Source organism: Billgrantia zhangzhouensis (assembly GCF_021404465.1).
Classification (GTDB): Bacteria; Pseudomonadota; Gammaproteobacteria; order Pseudomonadales; family Halomonadaceae; genus Halomonas; species Halomonas zhangzhouensis.
The window spans coordinates 247,339-263,733 of the sequence record NZ_JABFTT010000005.1 but is presented as its reverse complement, the minus strand read 5'-3'; the positions used below and the strand labels follow the sequence as shown (position 1 = coordinate 263,733).

Genomic DNA, 16,395 nt, shown 5'->3' with positions numbered 1-16,395 from the left:
TCAGTGTAACGCGGAGCCCCGTTTCTATCACGTCTCGGGGGCAAGTCAACTCAGTAATAGGGTATGAAATGAGCGTACTGGCGGGGAGTCGTCCCGGGTGGCGGCTGATCGTGGCCCTGCTGGCCCTGGTGCTGGCGGCATCCGTGTGGGCCGAGCCTCCTGAGCGCGAGGCGCTGGAGACGCGTCTGGCCGAACTGCGTCCGGCGGAGGGCGCGACCTCGAGCGAGGCCGAGCAGCGCAACATCGACGCGCTGGAAGGTGCCCTGGCCGCGCTCGACCAGTTGGATGGCGTGGAGGAGCGCATCGCAGCGCTGGAGCAGCGGCTGGAGGAGGCGCCCGGTGAGCTGTTGGAACTCGAGCGGGAGCTGTTGCGGGAGGAAGAGGCCGCGAGCTTCGAACGCTCCATGGCGGAACTGGATGAACTGTCGCTGGAGGAACTGGAGTACCGCCAGCAGCAGGCGCTGATCGAGCTGGAGCAACTGCAGGACCGCCTGGCCGACGTCAACGCCCAGTTGCTTGCCGCCCAGACGCTTCCCGAGCGCGCCCAGCAATCCATCGCCGAGGCCATGCGTACTGCCGAGAGCGCGCGGCGCGAACTCGAAACCCTGGAAGGGCAAGGCGTCCCGGAGGAGGCTCCCCGCTTGTGGCAACTGCGCAGCGAGCGCCGCTTGGCCGAGCGCACGCTGCAGCTGTATCAGCGCGAACTGGGCAGCAACACCCGCCTGCGCGAGCTGGCCCAGCAGCGCCGCGACCTGCTGACCCAGCAGATTGCCCGTCAGGAGGCCGAACTGGTGCTGCTGCAGGGTGTCGTCGATCGTCGGCGGCGCCTGGCCTCGGAACAGGCTATCGCCGACGCCGTGCGCGACGACCCACTGCTCGAGGCCGGTCATCCGGTACTGGAGCGGGCCCAGCAGGCCAACCGTGAACTCGGCCTCGAGCTGCTGCGCGCCAACGATCGCCACAATGGTCTGGTGCGCGAAGGCCTGACCGTGCGCAGCCAGCTCGACCATGTACGCCAATTGCAGCGCAATCTCAACGAACAGATCGAGACCACCCGGGGCAGCCTGCTGCTGTCGCGCATTCTGCGCGAGCAGCGCAGTTCCCTGCCCCAGGTCGACGCGCGGGCCAACCTGCAGGACGAGATCGCCGATCTGCGTCTGCGCCAGTTTGACCTGGTCCGCCAGCGTGATGTCTTGCGTCAGAGCGAGCGTCTGGCCAACCAGCGCCTGGAGGAGGCGGGGGTCGAGGTGAGCCCGGCGCTGGTGGCGTCGTTGCAGGGGCTGTACCAGTCGCGCCGGCAACTGGTGGACCAGTTGGAACAGACATACGGCAGCCTGCTGAGCGCAGCGATCGAACTGCAGCTCAATCAGCAGCAATTGCTGGAGATATCGCGGGCGCTGCGCGCCACTCTGGACGAACAACTGTTCTGGATCGCCAACAGCCGTCCGTTGGATGTCAACTGGCTGCGCAACCTGCCCACCAACCTGCGCGATGAATGGCGCGACGGCGAATGGCGGGAGATGCTGCCGACCCACTGGCAGGGGCTGGGACCCGGCGCACTGCTGGGGGTGCCCTTTCTGTTGTTGGCGGTGGGGCTGGTGGCCGTGCGCAAGCGTATCCGTGCGCGGCTCGCCGTACTCCACGAACAGATCGGCCGCCTGAGCCGCGACACCCAGGGCCACACCCCGCAAGCGGTGCTGCTCAACGCCCTGTTGGCGATACCGGGGCCGCTGGTGCTGGCGGCGCTGGGCACGGTGCTGCGCTTCGGCGGCGAGGAGGCCGTGGTGCACTTCGGCGAGGCCCTCTGGCACCTTGCCCTGGGCTGGGGCGTGATCGCTTGGGCGCGGCGTCTGCTGGTGACTGACGGCGTGGCGATCAAGCACTTCTGCTGGCCCTCCCGTTATGTGGCACGGCTACGCAAATTGATGTTCGGTCTTGGCCTGGCGCTGGTCCCGGTCTTGCTGATCGGCAGCGTGATCCGTGGGGTGGAGGTGCATCTGGCCGCGCGACCGGTGGCGCTGGCCCTGGTGTTCGCCGGGTTGCTGGGAATGAGCGTGACACTGGCGCGCCTGATCCTGGCGCACATCCCTTTCTTCGGCGTCAAGCTGTTCCGGTTGGTGCTGGGCCTGTCGCTGGCGCTGGTGCCGCTGGGCCTGCTGCTGCTGATCGGCATGGGCTATGAGTACACCGCCTTGAGCCTGATCGGACGCTTCGCGGTGACGCTCTACATCCTCGGCTTGTGGGTGCTGCTGGAGGCCACGGTGGTGCGGGCGCTGGCGGTGGCGGCGCGGCGGCTGGCCTACCGCCGAGCCCTGATGCGGCGGCGTGCCCAGCGCCACGAAGAGGGGGAAAGCGGCCTGGAGGTGGTGGAGGAGCCGCCGCTGGACATGGAGCAGGTCAACCAGCAGTCTCTGCGCCTCTCCAAGCTGATCCTGTTGATCGGCTTCGGCGTGGTGCTCTACCTGGTATGGGCGGACCAGTTGACCGTGCTTGGCTATCTCGACCGGGTGACCTTGCTAGAGGGATCGGCTGGCGAGAATGGGTTGGTCACCGGGGCGCTGAGCGTGGCGGACATCGTCACCGCGCTGGCCATCGTCACCCTCACGCTGATCCTGGCGCGCAACCTGCCGGGCCTGCTGGAGGTCACGGTGCTTTCGCGGCTCGCGCTACAACCCGGCAGCGCCTACGCTTTCACCTCGCTGCTTTCCTACACCATCGTCGGCACCGGCCTGGTGGCCTCGCTGGCTACCCTAGGCGTCTCCTGGGACAAGCTGCAATGGCTGGTGGCGGCGCTGGGCGTGGGGCTCGGCTTCGGCCTGCAGGAGATATTCGCCAACTTCGTCTCGGGGCTGATCATCCTGTTCGAGAAGCCAGTGCGCATCGGCGACACCGTGACCCTGGGCAACCTCACCGGCACGGTGAGCCGCATCCGCATTCGCGCCACCACGGTGACCGACTTCGACCGCAAGGAGATCATCATCCCCAACAAGACCTTCGTCACGGACCAACTGATCAACTGGTCGCTGTCGGATACCATCACCCGGGTGGTGCTCACCTTCGGTGTCGCTTACGGCTCGGATCAGCGCCTGGTGCACCGGCTGCTGCGCCAGGTCGCCGAGGAGAATCCGCGTGTGCTGGGCGATCCGGAGCCGCAGGTGTTCTTCATGAACTACGGCGAGAGCACGCTCACCTTCGAGCTACGCGTGTTCGTCAACTCGCTGGGTGATCGTCTCTTCGCTACCGACGAGATCAACTGCCGAGTGGGTGAGCTGTTCCACGAGCACGGCATCGACATCGCCTTCAACCAGCTCGACGTGTGGCTGCACCGTAGCGGTGGGCCGGTAAAGAAGGTCCAGAGCGTCACGTCAGGTGATGGCGAATGCAGGCTTGATCATCCGCCGCCTGGGGCGGCTGGCGATCCAGGCGATATCGAGATCGGCGACACCGGCAGCGATGCCGGAGATGGCGGACGCTGATGCGTCAGCGCTTTACGGCGTACAGCAGGAACTCCCGGTTGCCGTCACCGCCGGCGATCGGACTCTCCTGCCAGTGCTGGATCGCCAGCCCCAGCTCGGCACAGACGCCGCGTAGCCTGGCTTCCACTTCCGCATAGCGGGCCGGGTCGGTGACGATGCCCCGCGCGTTGACCTTGTCGGGGCCGACTTCGAATTGTGGCTTGGCCAGCGAGAGCAGTTCGCCGCCAGGAGGCAGCAGCCGGGCAAGTTGGGGCAGAATCAGGGTCTGCGAGATGAAGGAAACGTCCATCACCGCCAGTTCCGGCCCGCCTCCCTGGGAGGCGATGGCGTCGCGCAGGGCGGCGCTGTCCGCCATGTGACGGGCGTTGAGGCCTTCCAGGCAGGTCACGCGGGGATCTCCACGCAGCTCGGGATCGAGCTGGCCATGGCCAACCTCCACTCCGATCACATGGCGCGCTCCGAAGGCCAGGGCACAATCGGTGAAACCACCGGTGGACTGACCCACGTCGAGCACCAGTCTCTCCTTCAGGTCGAACCCCAGCTTTTCGATCAGCGCTTCCAGCTTCAGTCCCGCCCGCGAGACATAGCGCTCCTCGGGCTCCTCGGCGACCACCAAGCGCACGTCCTCCGGCAGTTTCTCCCCCGGCTTGCCCAGCACGCGACCGGTCTCCGCCAGGCTGACTCGGCCGTGGCGAATCAGCCGCTGGGCGCGGGTACGCGAGCGGGCCAGGCCCTGGGTAACGAGCAATTGATCGAGGCGGGGCACGCGGGGCTCCGTAACCGGCAGCAAAGCGGGCATTATGGCATAATCATTTCGTTAGCCAGTTAACAGAAGGGAACCGCGTGGATCGAGGTGAAGGGACGGCACTGGTCAAGTCGCTGGCAATCGGCGCCGTGGGTGGGCTCGTCTTCCAACTTATCGGCATGCCGCTGGCCTGGATGCTGGGGCCACTGACGGCCAACCTGATTGTGTCCGCCCGGGGTGTCGATGTGCGCATTCCCGAGCCGTTGCGCGAGGCCTTTCTTGGTGTGCTAGGCCTGGTGCTGGGCAGTCAGGTGACGCCACAACTGGCCGAGCGGGTGCTGGACTGGCCGGTTTCGGCCGTGCTGCTGTTGCTCGGCGTGGCAGTTTCCACTGCAGTGGCGGCGGCCTGGTACCGCCGCTGCGGCTTCGATTCTGTAAGCGCCTGGTTTGCCTCGGCGCCTGGGGCCATGACGGCGATGATCCTGATGGGGGAACAGAGCGGTGGCGATCCGCGGCGTATCGCCATTGCCCAATCGCTGCGAATCATTCTGGTCATCATGATCCTGCCGCCCCTGTTCTGGGCCTACGAGGGCGGTGCGGCAGTGCGAGCGGGGGCGGCGGAGAATGGCTTCGAAGCTGCCTGGATGCTATTGGCCCTGCCGTTGCTGATCCCGTTGGGACGCTGGCTGCGCTTGCCCAGCCACACCCTGCTTGCCCCGCTGCTTTTCGCCGGCCTGCTCTCCGGCTTCGGCATGGCCAGCTTCAGCCTGCCGGACGGGGGCATGAACGTGATGCTATGGGTGCTTGGTTGCGCCATTGGGTCGCGTTTCCGTGGGCTTTCCTCGGCCCGCCTGGGGCGCTACCTGTTCGAGGCCTTCGTTGCCACGCTGCTGGCATTGGTGGTGCTGGCCTGCTTCGCCGAGCTGATCCATCGGCTGGTAGGGGTACCGCGCGATGTGGCGCTGCTGGCGCTGGCTCCCGGTGGTATCGGTGAGATGGCAATCCTTGCCGTGGCGCTGGATCTCGATCCGGTTTTCGTTGCCTTTCACCACTTGTTGCGCATGGTGGCGCTGATGTTGTTCGCTCCCTTCTGGGCAGGTTGGCTGAGGCGTGTCGGTTGAACTCCGCTGTTATGATACCCATTCAAGTGAGGCACGACTTGGATGAGTCCACGGTACGGCACGGGAACGAATAAATGCTTGAACAGGCATTGGTACAGATGCTGCTGCTGCTTGGCGCAACGGTATTGGTCGTGCTGGTCTTTCAGCGCTTCAGGATCCCTCCTAGCCTGGGATATTTGCTCGTCGGCGTGATGCTGGGCGCCCACACGGCCGGTCCGGTAATTGACAACGACTACATCGACGTCATCGCCGAGTTCGGCATCGTGTTTCTGCTCTTCACCATCGGCCTCAGCTTTTCCCTGCCGCAGATCTATGCGCTGCGCCATACCATTCTCGGGTTGGGGACGGCACAGGTAGCGTTGACGACTCTGGTAGTGGCAATGATCGCCTGGTGGCTGGGGTTGCCCGGACCAGCGGCGTTCGCTGTCGGAGCGGTGTTTGCCCAGTCATCGACCTCCATCATCACCAAGCAACTGCTGGAGCAGGGTGAAAGCCAGGCGCGGCATGGACGGCTCGGCACTACCATGTCGGTCTTCCAGGATATTACTGCCGTTCCTTTCGTGGTGATCATCCCGGTGTTGGGTGTGGCTGCCATGCATGAGGTGGCAGGGGCGCTAGGGATGGCTCTGGCCAAGGCCTTCCTCGCGTTCGTTATCGTGCTGCTGTCGGGAAGATATCTGCTACGTCCTCTGTTTCACCTGGTAGCCGAACGGCGCTCGGCGGAGCTGTTCACCCTCACGGTATTATTCGTCTCTCTGGTATCCGCCTGGACCACTAAAACGCTTGGGCTGTCCATGGCGTTCGGCGCCTTTCTTGCCGGCATGGTGCTTGGCGACACGGAGTTTCGCCACCAGGTCGAGTCCACCATTCGTCCGTTCCGCGACGTATTGCTTGGGCTCTTCTTCGTCAGTATCGGCATGCTGGTCGAGCCCGCACTGTTACCCGATATCTGGCTCGAAGCGCTGCTGGGAGCGGTGGGGCTGCTGGGTATAAAGGTGGTACTGGTCACGCTGATCGTACGTTTTTCGGGGGTCGATCCTCAGACGGCGTTTCGTACCGGGCTGGTGCTGGCCGTCGGCGGCGAGTTCGGCTTCGCTCTGTTGGCCATTGGCCTGGATGGCAACGTCATCGCTAGCCGGCCGGCGCAGGTCGTGCTCAACGCCGTGCTGTTCTCGATGATCCTGGCGCCACTGCTGATTCGCTTCAATCAACCTTTGGCGCTATGGGCATTCGGCCGCTCACGAGGCGGAGCGAAACCGGCTGGCGACGTACCGACGCCGTCCGAGCCTACCGAGAGCCAGGGACACGTGGTGATTTGCGGCTTTGGCCGTACCGGCCAGACGGTGAGCCGTTTTCTCGAAAGCGAAGGCTTCGACTACCTGGCGCTGGATATGGATCCGGCCATCGTGAGGGAGGCGCGGCTGGCAGGGCAGCAGGTGTTCTATGGCGATTCATCGGACCTGACGGTGCTGGAAAACGTCGGTGTGGAGCGGGCGGCGCTACTGGTCATCAGCCATGACGACAGGCCGGCTGCGCTGGCGACGCTGCGCAATGCCAAGCGCCTGAATCCCGAGCTGGCGGCAGTGGTTCGTACGCGGGACCAGCAGCATGTGGAGGAGCTGCGCAAGGCAGGTGCCACCGAGGTCATACCCGAGACACTGGAAGCAAGCATGCTGCTGACTTCCCACGCGCTGCAGTCGCTGGGCGTGCCTCTGTACCGGGTGGCACTGCGGCTGCAGGAGCAGCGCAGCAGCCACTACCGAATGCTCAGAGAGCTGTTTCGCGGTACGCTGGACAGTATCAAACCGGAGGCATCGGAGCAGGAGCGATTGCATTCGGTGCTGATGTCCGAGGGCTCACCGGCAATTGGCCAGAGCCTTTCGGAGCTGGATACCGAGCGGGACGATGTCTCCGTCACGGCGCTGGTTCGTGATGACAAGCGTGCGCGCTATCCAGGCGCTGCCACCGAAGTCCAGACCAACGACGTGCTGGTACTGTTGGGCTCGCAGGACAATCTCGAGCGGGTGGAACGGCGCCTCACCGGCTCTGGCCAGCCACCCGAATAGCGCTCAGTCGAGCGGGTGCTCCTTGCTCAGGGCCTTGATGTGTTCCGTCAGCCCCAGCGCCTTGGACACCTCGATTTCCAGCGCAATGCCCGTATCGAGGCTCTCATCGAGCTTGCCCGCCGTGCTCACGGCGTTCAGTACACCCTCTGAACGGCGGGCTTCCACCAGAATGAGAATCACGCTGCGAGACGCCATGAATTCCAGGCCGAAGAAGGTCAGCTGTGGCTTGAGTCCCTGGCCTTGGGCGTTGTTGATGATGGTAGCCCCGGTGGCGCCTGCTTCCCGTGCGGCAGTCAGAACGGTATCGGTCCTGTCCTGGTCGACGAAAACCATCAATAACTTGAAATCCATTCGAACTCCCTCGAAGCGAGCCTCACATTGAGATACTGCCATTCTGGCAGAGCCCCGCGTCATTGTCCTGATGCGAGTCAAGTACCTGGGGGCGGGTGAGTTGTCACTACGACATAATGGCAATCGAAATTCTCGGCGGCCTCGATGGGGTTGAGGCTCCAGCCGAGCAGCGCGATATAGCCTTGGTCGGGATTCTTGTTCATGAGGGCCTTCTTGGGCGGGCCGATCTCCTTGCCTTCCCGTTCTCTTCCTACCCTAGTCGATATGCTGCCTCCCCACAGGGCTGGCGCCCCTTGCCGCCCTCCGGTGCCGCTGGTATAGTGCACCCGCACTCGGCAAGCCATTGATGCAACGCCGGGTTCGAAGCCGCAAGGCTTCGTGTCGTGGTGGCCTCGTCGGTCCTCCCGCAACGCTAAACCGCAAACCCCGCCAGGCCCGGAAGGGAGCAACGGTAGTGGTGGCCGCGTGTGCCGGGATGTGGCTGTCGGGGCCGCCTCCATTTCTACCCAGCGTATCTTCTTCCCTCCTCTTCGACGGCTCCTTGTCGTCGTACTTCAACGTGACTTCACAGTTGCCGCCACCGTCTTGCTTGGCTTCAGCGGTATCGCCGGTCCCATCTGACCTAGCCATGCGGATTGCGTTTGCCGGCGTCTTCGCTGGGTTATTTGCTTCTCGTGTTAGACCTTGGTCGATACCGACTTTGGTGTTAATATGCAGCGCAGCAAAACTCGTGAGAGAGGAGGCGCACATGCAGATCGACACCACGCCCAATGCCGGCATCCAGCGTAGCCTGCGCCAGTGCCTGTCGAACGCCGCTTTCCTGCTCTACCAGCAGGGCCATGTGTTGGAAACCATCACCATTCCTTTCCGCGGGCTCGATAACCGCGCCCTGCGTCAGCTGCGCGAAGCCTCCCAGGAGTGGCGTGCCTGCCAGCGTGTGCTGGAGAGCAGCGAGGCCGCTGTCTATAACGAGGAGGGTCGCTTCGTGCTGACCGCCATGGGTCGCGAACTGCTGTTCGATATGTTCGGTCAGGGCGCGGCGGACTGCGCCTGAGTCCGACTGCAACGAGCAATGCCACGAACGAACGAGTGGGGAGGCCAATGGCCTCCCCGCTGCGTTTGAGCGCCTGGGCTTCGAGCCGAGGGCTTACTGCGAGATATCGCGACCGAAGTATCGCTCGCTGATCTCAGCGTAGCGGCCGTTGGCCTTGATCGCCGCCAGCGCTTCGTTCAAGCGCTCCAGCAGTTCCTCGTTGCCCTTGTTCACGGCGATGCCAATGTCGTCGACGTAGATCGGCTCGCCCAGTGGCTGCACCGGCAGATCGGCGTTGTGGATGGCGTTCTCGCCGATCAGTTGGTCGGTGATCACCGCGTCCACCCGGCCGCGAACGGTAAGGTCGCGCAGGGCGGTGACGTCATCGGTGTAGGTGGTCAGGTCATCGCTGTGCTCGCGGGCGGCATCGGCGAAGCTGCTGGCCACCAGCACGCCGAGGGTCTTGCCGCGAATGTCCTCGACCTCGTGCAATTCGCCGTTGTTGGCGCTGATGAAGACCTGAGCCCCGGAGCTGTAGTAAGGGTCGGTGAAATCGACCTGCTCCTGGCGCGCTTCGGTGATTGCCATGCTGCCGATGATGGCATCGAAGCGGTTGGAGCGCAGCGCGGCGATTAGAGTTTGCCAGGGGTTGGCCACCGGTTCGGCTGTCATGCCCATCTCCTCGGCCAGGGCTCTGCCGATATCCACGTCGAAGCCGGTCAGTTCACCGTTCTCGCGGTAGCTGAAGGGCGGATAGAGCCCGGTCATTGCGTAGGTGAGAGTCTCCTGCTCGGCGCGGGCCTCGCTCACCGGCAGCAGCGTGGCGGTAGCGACCACGGCCAGGGTGGCGGTCGTGGCGAGCGCAGTGGAGAAAGTCGTGGCGAAAAGAGAGCGCAGTGTCTTGTTCATTGTCTTGCCTCTTGTTCCGGTGCAGGTTGCGTTGGGGTGGTGCCGCCGGCGTTACGACATCGAATACCGGCGCCGCCGGCTGTTACAGCACCCGGCTGAGAAACTGCCTGGCTTTGGGGTGCTGCGGGTTACTGAAGAAGGTTCCGGGCGGGCCCTGTTCGGCGATGGTGCCGCCGTCGAGGAACACCACCCGGTCGGCCACTTCGCGGGCGAAGCCCATCTCGTGAGTGACGACCACCATGGTCATGCCGTCGGCGGCGAGTCCCTTCATCACCTCCAGCACCTCGCCGACCAGCTCCGGGTCGAGTGCTGAGGTGGGCTCGTCGAACAACATCGCCGAGGGCTCCATGGCCAATGCCCGGGCGATGGCCACGCGCTGTTTCTGCCCCCCGGAGAGCTTCTCCGGATAGACGTCGCCCTTGTTGCTGAGCCCGACCTTGTCCAGTAGCTGACGGGCCTGTTCGATGGCCTCGGCCTTGGGAATGTGCTTGACGTGCACCGGCGCCTCGATGACGTTTTCCAGCACCGTCATGTGCGGGAAAAGATTAAAGTGCTGGAACACCATGCCGACGTTCTCGCGCACCTTGTTCAGCGGCGTGGTGGCGGGGTCGATCTCCTGACCGTCGATGACGATGCTGCCCTCGTCCTTCAGCTCCAGAAAATTGAGGCAGCGCAGCAGCGTGCTCTTGCCCGAGCCGCTGGCCCCGATCAGCACCACGACCTCCTGAGGGCGGACTTCGAGGTCGACGCCCTTGAGGACGTGGAGCTCGCCGAAATACTTGTGCAGGTTGCTGACGGTGATCATTTGGCGGTATCCATGCGATGTTCGAGGCGGCTGAGGACGTAGGTGAACAGTGCCACCATGGCCAGGTAGTAGAGGCCGGCGATGGTGTAGAACTCGAGCTGCTTGAAGGTCACCGCCGCGTTGTCCATGGAGAGGCTGAAGATCTCGGTGATGCCGATGAAGGCCACCAGCGAGGAGTCCTTGAGGCCGATGATGAACTGGTTGCCCATGGGCGGGATGGCGCGCTTGAAGGCCTGGGGCAGGATGATCCGGCGCATCGCCAGACCGCGTTTCATACCCAGAGACTGCGCGGCTTCCATCTGGCCGCGGTCCACCGACTGGATGCAGCCGCGGAAGATCTCGGCGATGTAGGCGCCGCTGTGAATGGCCAGCGCGATGGTACCGGCCCAGAAGGCGGAGAGCACCACGAAGTGGGTGATGCCGAAATAGAGCCACATGATCTGCACGATCAGCGGTGTGCCGCGAATGATGCCGACATAGCCGTTGTAGACGATGCCCAGCGACTTCAGTCCCGAGACCTTCATCAGGGCGAAGATGAGCCCGATGACGAGGGCCAGACCGAGCGAAATGCCGGTGATCTGCAGGGTCATCCACGCTGCTCGCGTGAAGGCGGGAAAGGTGGCGATCAGGTCGTGAAGAAAGGAGGTCATGGTCGAATCCCGTTGTTGTTCGTTTCGGCGCAGCGCTTCATAGGCAGCTTTCGATCACCACGGCGATACCCTGCCCGCCGCCCACACAGGCGGTGGCGCAGCCGTAGCGGCCGCCGCGGAAGGCGAGCACCCGGGCGAGAGTGCCGGCCAGGCGTATGCCGGTGGCGCCCAGCGGGTGGCCCAGTGCCAGGGCGCCGCCCCAGACGTTGACCTTGACGGGATCGAGCCCGAGCTGATGCATGGCGTGCAGCGGCACGGCGGCGAACGCCTCGTTGATCTCCCAGGCGTCGATCTGCTCCGGGCGCAGGCCGGCCTGGGCCAGTGCCTGCTGGGCGGCCGCAGCGGCTCCGGCGCCCATGTATTCCGGGGCCACGCCCACGTCGGCGAATGCCACGATGCGGGCCAACGGCTTGGCACCATGACGCTCGATAGCAGCGGCCGACATCAGCAGCGTGGCGGCGGCGCCCGAGGTCAGCGGCGAGCTGTTGCCGGCGGTGACCCGGCCGCCTTCGAGAAACACCGGGTCGAGCCCGGCGAGCCGTTCCGCGCTGGTGTCGGCCCGAATATTGGCGTCGCGCGCCATCGTTTCACCGGCGGGGTTGGCCAGTGCCAGGCGCTCGCTTTCGAAGTAGCCCTCGGCGTCGGCGCGGGCCGCGCGTTGGTGGGATTCGAGGGCGAACTCATCCATCTCGTTACGTGCGATGTCGGCCGACTCCGCCAGGCGCTCGGCGGTGAGCCCCATGTTCAGCGCCACGCCGAGTTCGAGCCAGGGAGCGTTCTGCAGGGTACCGGGGGTGGTCAGTACGCCTTCCTTGAACAGCACGGGCCCCATTGGCACGCGGGTCATGTTCTCGAAGCCGCCCGCCACGGCCACTTCCGCTGCGCCGGCCTGGATTTCACGAACGGCGCAGCGCAGGGCGGCCAGCCCCGAGCCGCACTGCTGGTCGATCTGTCGGCTGGCACACGCGCGGCCATGTGGGCCGAGCCGCTGTGACAGCCACAGTGGGTAGCGGCCGCCGAAGCTCCACTGCTCCTTGACCGGCAGCGCACAGCCGATGCTGAGATCCTCTACCGCCTGTGGGTCGAGGCTGGTGCGCTCTAGCAGGGCGTCGATCACCTCGGCTAGCAGGACGTCGCCACGGGTGTCGGCCCAGCCGTCCACCTCCGGCTTGCGCGGGTGAGCGCGGGTGAAGGCACTGCGGGCATAGTCGATGAGATACGCTTCCTTCATGAACGTTCTCCTGCGTGTCTGGCCATCTCCGCCCAGCGATGGATGAACAGCGCGTAGGTTGTCAGCACGTGACGAATCGAGTCGATCTCCACGCACTCGTCGACACCATGGATGCGCTGGGCGACCGGCCCGTAGCAGGTGCCGTTGATTCGCCCGCTGACATGGAAGGCGCGCAGGTCGGTGGTGCAGGTAGAGAGGTAGGTGGCTGGCGGCTCGCCGAGCAGATCCTGATGGCAGCGCGAGAGCAGGGCGATGCCCGGTGCCTCGAGGTCGACCAAGTGGCCTTCGGAGCGGAAACCGTGGAATTCCACCCGGGGCGCGGGGCTGCCATCGGCAAGCTCGGCGTGGTGCGCCGCGATGCACTGCCGCACGCGCTCCATTACCTCGTCGGGCGTCATGCCCGGCGGGAAGCCCACGCGCCCCTCGAGGATGGCATGGGCGGGCACGCTGGAGGCCCAGTTGCCCCCCTCGATCTTGCCGATGCTGAGGTTGAAGGGACTGTCGAGGGCGTCGTAGGGTGCCTGGCGCGGCAGGCCGTTAATCTCGGCCTCCAGCGCCTTGAAGGTGGGCAGATACTCGACCAGGGTCTCGATGGCGTTGCGCCCGGCACGGGTGTCGAGCACGTGGGCCGGCACGCCGTCCAGGCGCATGCGGAACCACAGCACACCGACCTGGCCGGCATAGATCTGGGCGCCGAAGGGCTCGGGGATCAGCACGAAGTCGCCGCTGTAGCCCTGGTGCAGGCAGGCCAGGGTGCCGTTGCCGGTGCACTCCTCCTCGATCACTGTCTGCAGGGTCAGCGGGAAGTCGATGGTGACCCCGGCCTCGCGCACCGCCTGTACGGCCAGGGTCATGGCGGCGATACCTGCCTTCATGTCGCCGGCGCCGCGACCATAGAGCCAGCCGTCCTTCTCCCAGGGCTCCCAGGGTGGGCGGGTCCACATGTCGTGGGGCTCGGCCGGCACCACGTCGAGGTGGCCGTTGAACACCAGGTGCGGTCCCGGGGTGTCGGCGTTGAGCTGGGCCACCAGGTTGTAGCGTCCCGTGCAGTCCCATCCGACGGGAGCTCGATGGGGGTGGTCGGCAAAGCCCAGGGCATCCAGCGGTACCCGGGTGACCGGCAGCTCGAGGCGTTCGAACCAGCCTTCCATGGTCTTGAGTGCGTCGTGTTCCTCGCCCAGCACGCTGTAGCCGCGCACCAGGTCGCAGGTCAGCGCCAGGGTGTCGTCCATCAGTGCTTCGCAGCGCGCGACGATGCGTTTCTCGATGGCGCTCAGCATCAGAATCTCCCCAGTCGACGCTTGTCGACGATCAGTTCGGCTTCGGTGGCTTCGCGCAGCTCACTCACGCTCAGCCCTTCGGCGATGTCCACCACGGCGAGCCCCTGCGGCGTGACGTCCATCACCGCCTTGTCGGTGACGATGCGTGACACGCAGCGCTCGGCGGTGAGCGGCAGGCGGCAGCGCTCGAGTATCTTGGGGTTGCCGTGCTTGTCGTTGTGCGAGCAGAGGATCACTAGGCGCTTGACCTTCTGCGCCAGCTCCATGGCGCCGCCGATGCCCGGCGAGAACTTGCCGGGGATCTTCCAGTTGGCCAGGTTGCCTAGTTCATCCACCTCGAAGGCGCCCATGAAGGTGACGTCCACGCGGCTGCGGCGGATCATGGCGAAGGACATGGCGCTGTCGAATACGCTGGCGCCGGGGCGGGTGGCGATGTAGGCACCGCCGGAGTCGATCAGGTCCCAATCCGGCGCTTCATCGGCGTGGCGCGGGCGACAGCCCAGCACGCCGTTCTCGGAGTGCACCAGTACCTCCATCTCGTCGGGTAAGTAGTGGAACAGCTGCGTGGGCAGGCCGATGCCGAGGTTGACGATCTGGCCTGCCGTCACTTCCCGGGCGGCGCGGGCGAGAATGCGTTGCTGGTCAGCCGACATGGGCGCGCCTCCCCTGTTCGCTGGTATCGCGGGCGACCTCCACCACCTGGCTGACGAAGGCGCAGGGTGTGTGGATCGCTTCGGGCGGCAGGCTGCCGGGCTCATCGACCCGGTAGGTCTGGGCGATGACGGTATTGGCGGCCATGGCCATCAACGGGTTGAAGTTGCTGGCCGTGGCGCGATAAATCAGGTTGCCGTAGCGGTCGGCGCGCTCGGCGTGGACCAGCGCGAAGTCGGAATACAACGCCGGCTCGATGCCCCAGGTGCGGCCATCCAGCTCGATTTCGCGGCGCTTGCCGGCGATCTCGGTGCCCTGGCCGATATCGGTGATGAAGGCGTGGTGGCCGGCGCCGGCGCTGCGGATCTTCTCGGCGAGAAGCCCCTGGGGGAAGAGCTCGACTTCCAGCTCACCGCGGTTCATCGCCGCGATGGCGTCGCGGTTGAGGCCGATGTGCGAGGTAATCAGCCGGTGCACCCGACCGGCCGCGATCAGCTTGCCGACGCCGATGCCCGGCTCATTGGCGTCGTTCTTGATCAGGGTGAGGTCGCGCTGGCCCTGGGCCAGCAGCTCGTCGATCAGGGCGAAGGGCGTGCCCGGCGAGCCGAAGCCGCCGACCATGATCGAGGCGCCGTGCGGAATAGCCGCGATGGCCTCGTCGATGGTGCGATGTTTGCGATTGAGAAGCGTCATGTGGGTGTCTTTTCCATCCGGCGGTCAGAGGGTCGTTGCGTTCATCGGCGTCGCGGCGTCCACCTCGCGGTCGAAGCGCTGCATGGCGCGCTCGAGCCGGGTGAGCAGCTCGGCGGTGTCGGCGGCGTCGATGGTCAGCGGCGGGGTGGCTAGGAAGTGATCGCCGGCTATGCCATTCAGCGTGCGCCGCGGATAGATCAGCAGTCCTTCCTCCCTGGCCAGCGCCGTGAGGCGGGCGAAGCGGTTCTGCTCGGCGGGGAAGGGCGTCTTGGTATCGGCATCGGCGACCAGCTCCACGCCCCATAGCAGCCCCAGGCCGCGCACGTCGCCGACCCAGGGAAAGAGAGCCTTGAGCGCCTGCAGTCCCTCCTTCAATTCGCGGCCGCGGGCCGCCACGTTGTCGAGCACGTGCTCGCGCTGCATGGCATCGATAACTGCCAGTCCGGTAGCGCAGGCCAGCGGGTTGCCGGCATAGGTATGGCCGTGCTGGAAGCCGCCCGCGGCCATGACCGTCTCGACGATGTCGGCACGCGAGAGCATTGCCCCCACCGGGTAGTAGCCAGCACCGAGCCCCTTGGCGGTGGCCAGCAGGTCGGGTGTCACGCCGTAGTGCTGGTAGGCGAACCAGGCGCCGGTACGGCCGACGCCGGTCAGCACTTCGTCGAGGATCAACAGGCAGCCGAACTCGTCGCACAGCGTGCGAACGCCTTCCAGGTAGTGCCGGTCGAGCAGGCGTGCGCCAGTGCTGGCACCGCCCACTGGTTCGAGCACGAAGGCGATAATCGTCTCGGGGCCGGCGGCCTCGATGGTGGCGCGGGTTTCCTCCAGCACCCGTGCCACGTGCCGGGCATCGTCGGCTTCGCCATGACGATAGAAGTCGGGACCAGGCACCTTGAGCGAAGCGGTGATGATGTCGGTGAAGGGGACTTCCAGCGGCTCGTAGCCGGTCACGCCCAGCGCCCCCAGGGTGCTGCCGTGGTAGGAGGGGCGCAGTGAGACGAAGCGTCGACGCTGGGGCTCGCCCCGGGCGACGAAGTACTGGCGCGCCAGCTTGAGCGCCGACTCCACCGCCTCCGAACCGCTGGAGACGAAGAATACCTTCTCCAATTGCCGGTGGGTGAGGGCGACTAGGGTCTCGGCCAGGGCGACCGCCGGGGCATTCTCGAACTGGGTGCGGTAGGTGAAGGCCACGCGGTCGAGCTGGGCGAGCATGGCGTCGCGGATGTCGTCGCGGCCGTGACCCAGATTGCAGGCGATGGCGCCGGAGCAGCCATCCAGGTACTGCTTGCCGGTATCGTCCCACAGGTAGACGCCCTTGGCGTGGCTGACCTCGGGCAGGGCAGGCCCTGCTTGATAAAAGAGAGGGGATGGTTCCATTGGCTCG

Annotated in this window: 15 protein-coding genes and 1 other RNA gene; 5 read left to right on the top strand and 11 right to left on the bottom strand. The window is 65.4% G+C overall.

The window, feature by feature from the left end:
• Positions 1-68: 68 nt before the first annotated feature.
• Complete coding sequence (gene mscK / locus HOP51_RS08515) at positions 69-3,476, top strand: mechanosensitive channel MscK (RefSeq protein WP_234273509.1); 3,408 nt, start codon at positions 69-71, stop codon at positions 3,474-3,476.
• A 4-nt stretch (positions 3,477-3,480) separates the two neighbouring features.
• On the opposite strand, the gene HOP51_RS08510 is transcribed toward mscK, so the two are convergent.
• Positions 3,481-4,242: a TlyA family RNA methyltransferase gene (locus HOP51_RS08510; protein WP_234273508.1), complete on the bottom strand. Its 762-nt coding sequence runs from the start codon at positions 4,240-4,242 to the stop codon at positions 3,481-3,483.
• A gap of 77 nt (positions 4,243-4,319) precedes the next feature.
• Here HOP51_RS08510 and HOP51_RS08505 point away from each other — a divergent pair, with 77 nt between their 5' ends.
• Both HOP51_RS08505 and HOP51_RS08500 read left to right on the top strand, forming a co-directional pair.
• Complete coding sequence (locus HOP51_RS08505) at positions 4,320-5,342, top strand: AbrB family transcriptional regulator (protein WP_234273507.1); 1,023 nt, start codon at positions 4,320-4,322, stop codon at positions 5,340-5,342.
• A gap of 74 nt (positions 5,343-5,416) precedes the next feature.
• Positions 5,417-7,408, top strand: coding sequence for a monovalent cation:proton antiporter family protein (locus HOP51_RS08500; protein WP_234273506.1), 1,992 nt, complete (start codon positions 5,417-5,419; stop codon positions 7,406-7,408).
• Between the two features lie 3 nt (positions 7,409-7,411).
• Here the strand turns inward: HOP51_RS08500 and HOP51_RS08495 are convergent, their stop codons facing one another.
• Together HOP51_RS08495 and HOP51_RS20880 are read right to left on the bottom strand one after the other, a co-directional pair.
• A complete protein-coding gene (locus HOP51_RS08495) occupies positions 7,412-7,759 on the bottom strand; it encodes a P-II family nitrogen regulator (protein ID WP_234273505.1) in 348 nt (115 codons plus the stop codon).
• Between the two features lie 77 nt (positions 7,760-7,836).
• A complete protein-coding gene (locus HOP51_RS20880) occupies positions 7,837-7,962 on the bottom strand; it encodes a hypothetical protein (RefSeq protein ID WP_267957674.1) in 126 nt (41 codons plus the stop codon).
• Between the two features lie 190 nt (positions 7,963-8,152).
• Here HOP51_RS20880 and ffs point away from each other — a divergent pair.
• Both ffs and HOP51_RS08485 read left to right on the top strand, forming a co-directional pair.
• Positions 8,153-8,249: signal recognition particle sRNA small type (gene ffs / locus HOP51_RS08490), an RNA gene on the top strand.
• Between the two features lie 258 nt (positions 8,250-8,507).
• Entirely contained in the window at positions 8,508-8,813 is a 306-nt protein-coding gene (locus tag HOP51_RS08485; protein WP_234273504.1) for a hypothetical protein, read from the top strand.
• 93 nt (positions 8,814-8,906) lie between these two features.
• Here HOP51_RS08485 and HOP51_RS08480 read toward each other — a convergent pair whose 3' ends face one another.
• The 8 genes from HOP51_RS08480 to HOP51_RS08445 form a co-directional block, all read right to left on the bottom strand.
• A complete protein-coding gene (locus tag HOP51_RS08480; RefSeq protein ID WP_234273503.1) occupies positions 8,907-9,701 on the bottom strand; it encodes a transporter substrate-binding domain-containing protein in 795 nt (264 codons plus the stop codon).
• Positions 9,702-9,783: 82 nt separating this feature from the next.
• On the bottom strand, positions 9,784-10,506 hold the full coding sequence (locus tag HOP51_RS08475) for an amino acid ABC transporter ATP-binding protein (protein WP_234273502.1): 723 nt from the start codon (positions 10,504-10,506) through the stop codon (positions 9,784-9,786).
• Positions 10,503-11,156, bottom strand: a complete 654-nt coding sequence (locus HOP51_RS08470) for an amino acid ABC transporter permease (protein ID WP_234273501.1) — start codon at positions 11,154-11,156, stop codon at positions 10,503-10,505. Before HOP51_RS08470 ends, HOP51_RS08475 begins: the two co-directional genes overlap by 4 nt.
• Positions 11,157-11,193: 37 nt before the next feature.
• The gene (locus HOP51_RS08465) at positions 11,194-12,387 is read right to left on the bottom strand and encodes an acetyl-CoA C-acyltransferase (protein ID WP_234273500.1); all 1,194 of its coding nucleotides are present in this window, start codon (positions 12,385-12,387) and stop codon (positions 11,194-11,196) included.
• On the bottom strand, positions 12,384-13,667 hold the full coding sequence (locus HOP51_RS08460) for an ArgE/DapE family deacylase (RefSeq protein ID WP_234273499.1): 1,284 nt from the start codon (positions 13,665-13,667) through the stop codon (positions 12,384-12,386). The genes HOP51_RS08465 and HOP51_RS08460 overlap by 4 nt, the downstream gene beginning before the upstream one ends.
• Entirely contained in the window at positions 13,667-14,320 is a 654-nt protein-coding gene (locus tag HOP51_RS08455; protein WP_234273498.1) for a 3-oxoacid CoA-transferase subunit B, read from the bottom strand. Before HOP51_RS08455 ends, HOP51_RS08460 begins: the two co-directional genes overlap by 1 nt.
• Positions 14,310-15,011, bottom strand: a complete 702-nt coding sequence (locus HOP51_RS08450; RefSeq protein ID WP_234273497.1) for a CoA transferase subunit A — start codon at positions 15,009-15,011, stop codon at positions 14,310-14,312. The genes HOP51_RS08455 and HOP51_RS08450 overlap by 11 nt, the downstream gene beginning before the upstream one ends.
• A 24-nt stretch (positions 15,012-15,035) precedes the next feature.
• Positions 15,036-16,388: an aminotransferase family protein gene (locus HOP51_RS08445; protein WP_234273496.1), complete on the bottom strand. Its 1,353-nt coding sequence runs from the start codon at positions 16,386-16,388 to the stop codon at positions 15,036-15,038.
• Positions 16,389-16,395 lie beyond the last annotated feature (7 nt).

What these genes read in the sequence shown, in the direction of transcription:
- mscK (WP_234273509.1), top strand. Translation starts at nt 69, where the DNA reads ATGAGCGTACTGGCGGGGAGTCGTCCCGGGTGGCGGCTGATCGTGGCC.
- HOP51_RS08500 (WP_234273506.1), top strand. Translation starts at nt 5,417, where the DNA reads ATGCTTGAACAGGCATTGGTACAGATGCTGCTGCTGCTTGGCGCAACG.
- HOP51_RS08495 (WP_234273505.1), bottom strand. Translation starts at nt 7,759, where the DNA reads ATGGATTTCAAGTTATTGATGGTTTTCGTCGACCAGGACAGGACCGAT.
- HOP51_RS20880 (WP_267957674.1), bottom strand. Translation starts at nt 7,962, where the DNA reads ATGAACAAGAATCCCGACCAAGGCTATATCGCGCTGCTCGGCTGGAGC.
- HOP51_RS08485 (WP_234273504.1), top strand. Translation starts at nt 8,508, where the DNA reads ATGCAGATCGACACCACGCCCAATGCCGGCATCCAGCGTAGCCTGCGC.
- HOP51_RS08480 (WP_234273503.1), bottom strand. Translation starts at nt 9,701, where the DNA reads ATGAACAAGACACTGCGCTCTCTTTTCGCCACGACTTTCTCCACTGCG.
- HOP51_RS08475 (WP_234273502.1), bottom strand. Translation starts at nt 10,506, where the DNA reads ATGATCACCGTCAGCAACCTGCACAAGTATTTCGGCGAGCTCCACGTC.
- HOP51_RS08470 (WP_234273501.1), bottom strand. Translation starts at nt 11,156, where the DNA reads ATGACCTCCTTTCTTCACGACCTGATCGCCACCTTTCCCGCCTTCACG.
- HOP51_RS08465 (WP_234273500.1), bottom strand. Translation starts at nt 12,387, where the DNA reads ATGAAGGAAGCGTATCTCATCGACTATGCCCGCAGTGCCTTCACCCGC.
- HOP51_RS08460 (WP_234273499.1), bottom strand. Translation starts at nt 13,667, where the DNA reads ATGCTGAGCGCCATCGAGAAACGCATCGTCGCGCGCTGCGAAGCACTG.
- HOP51_RS08455 (WP_234273498.1), bottom strand. Translation starts at nt 14,320, where the DNA reads ATGTCGGCTGACCAGCAACGCATTCTCGCCCGCGCCGCCCGGGAAGTG.
- HOP51_RS08450 (WP_234273497.1), bottom strand. Translation starts at nt 15,011, where the DNA reads ATGACGCTTCTCAATCGCAAACATCGCACCATCGACGAGGCCATCGCG.
- HOP51_RS08445 (WP_234273496.1), bottom strand. Translation starts at nt 16,388, where the DNA reads ATGGAACCATCCCCTCTCTTTTATCAAGCAGGGCCTGCCCTGCCCGAG.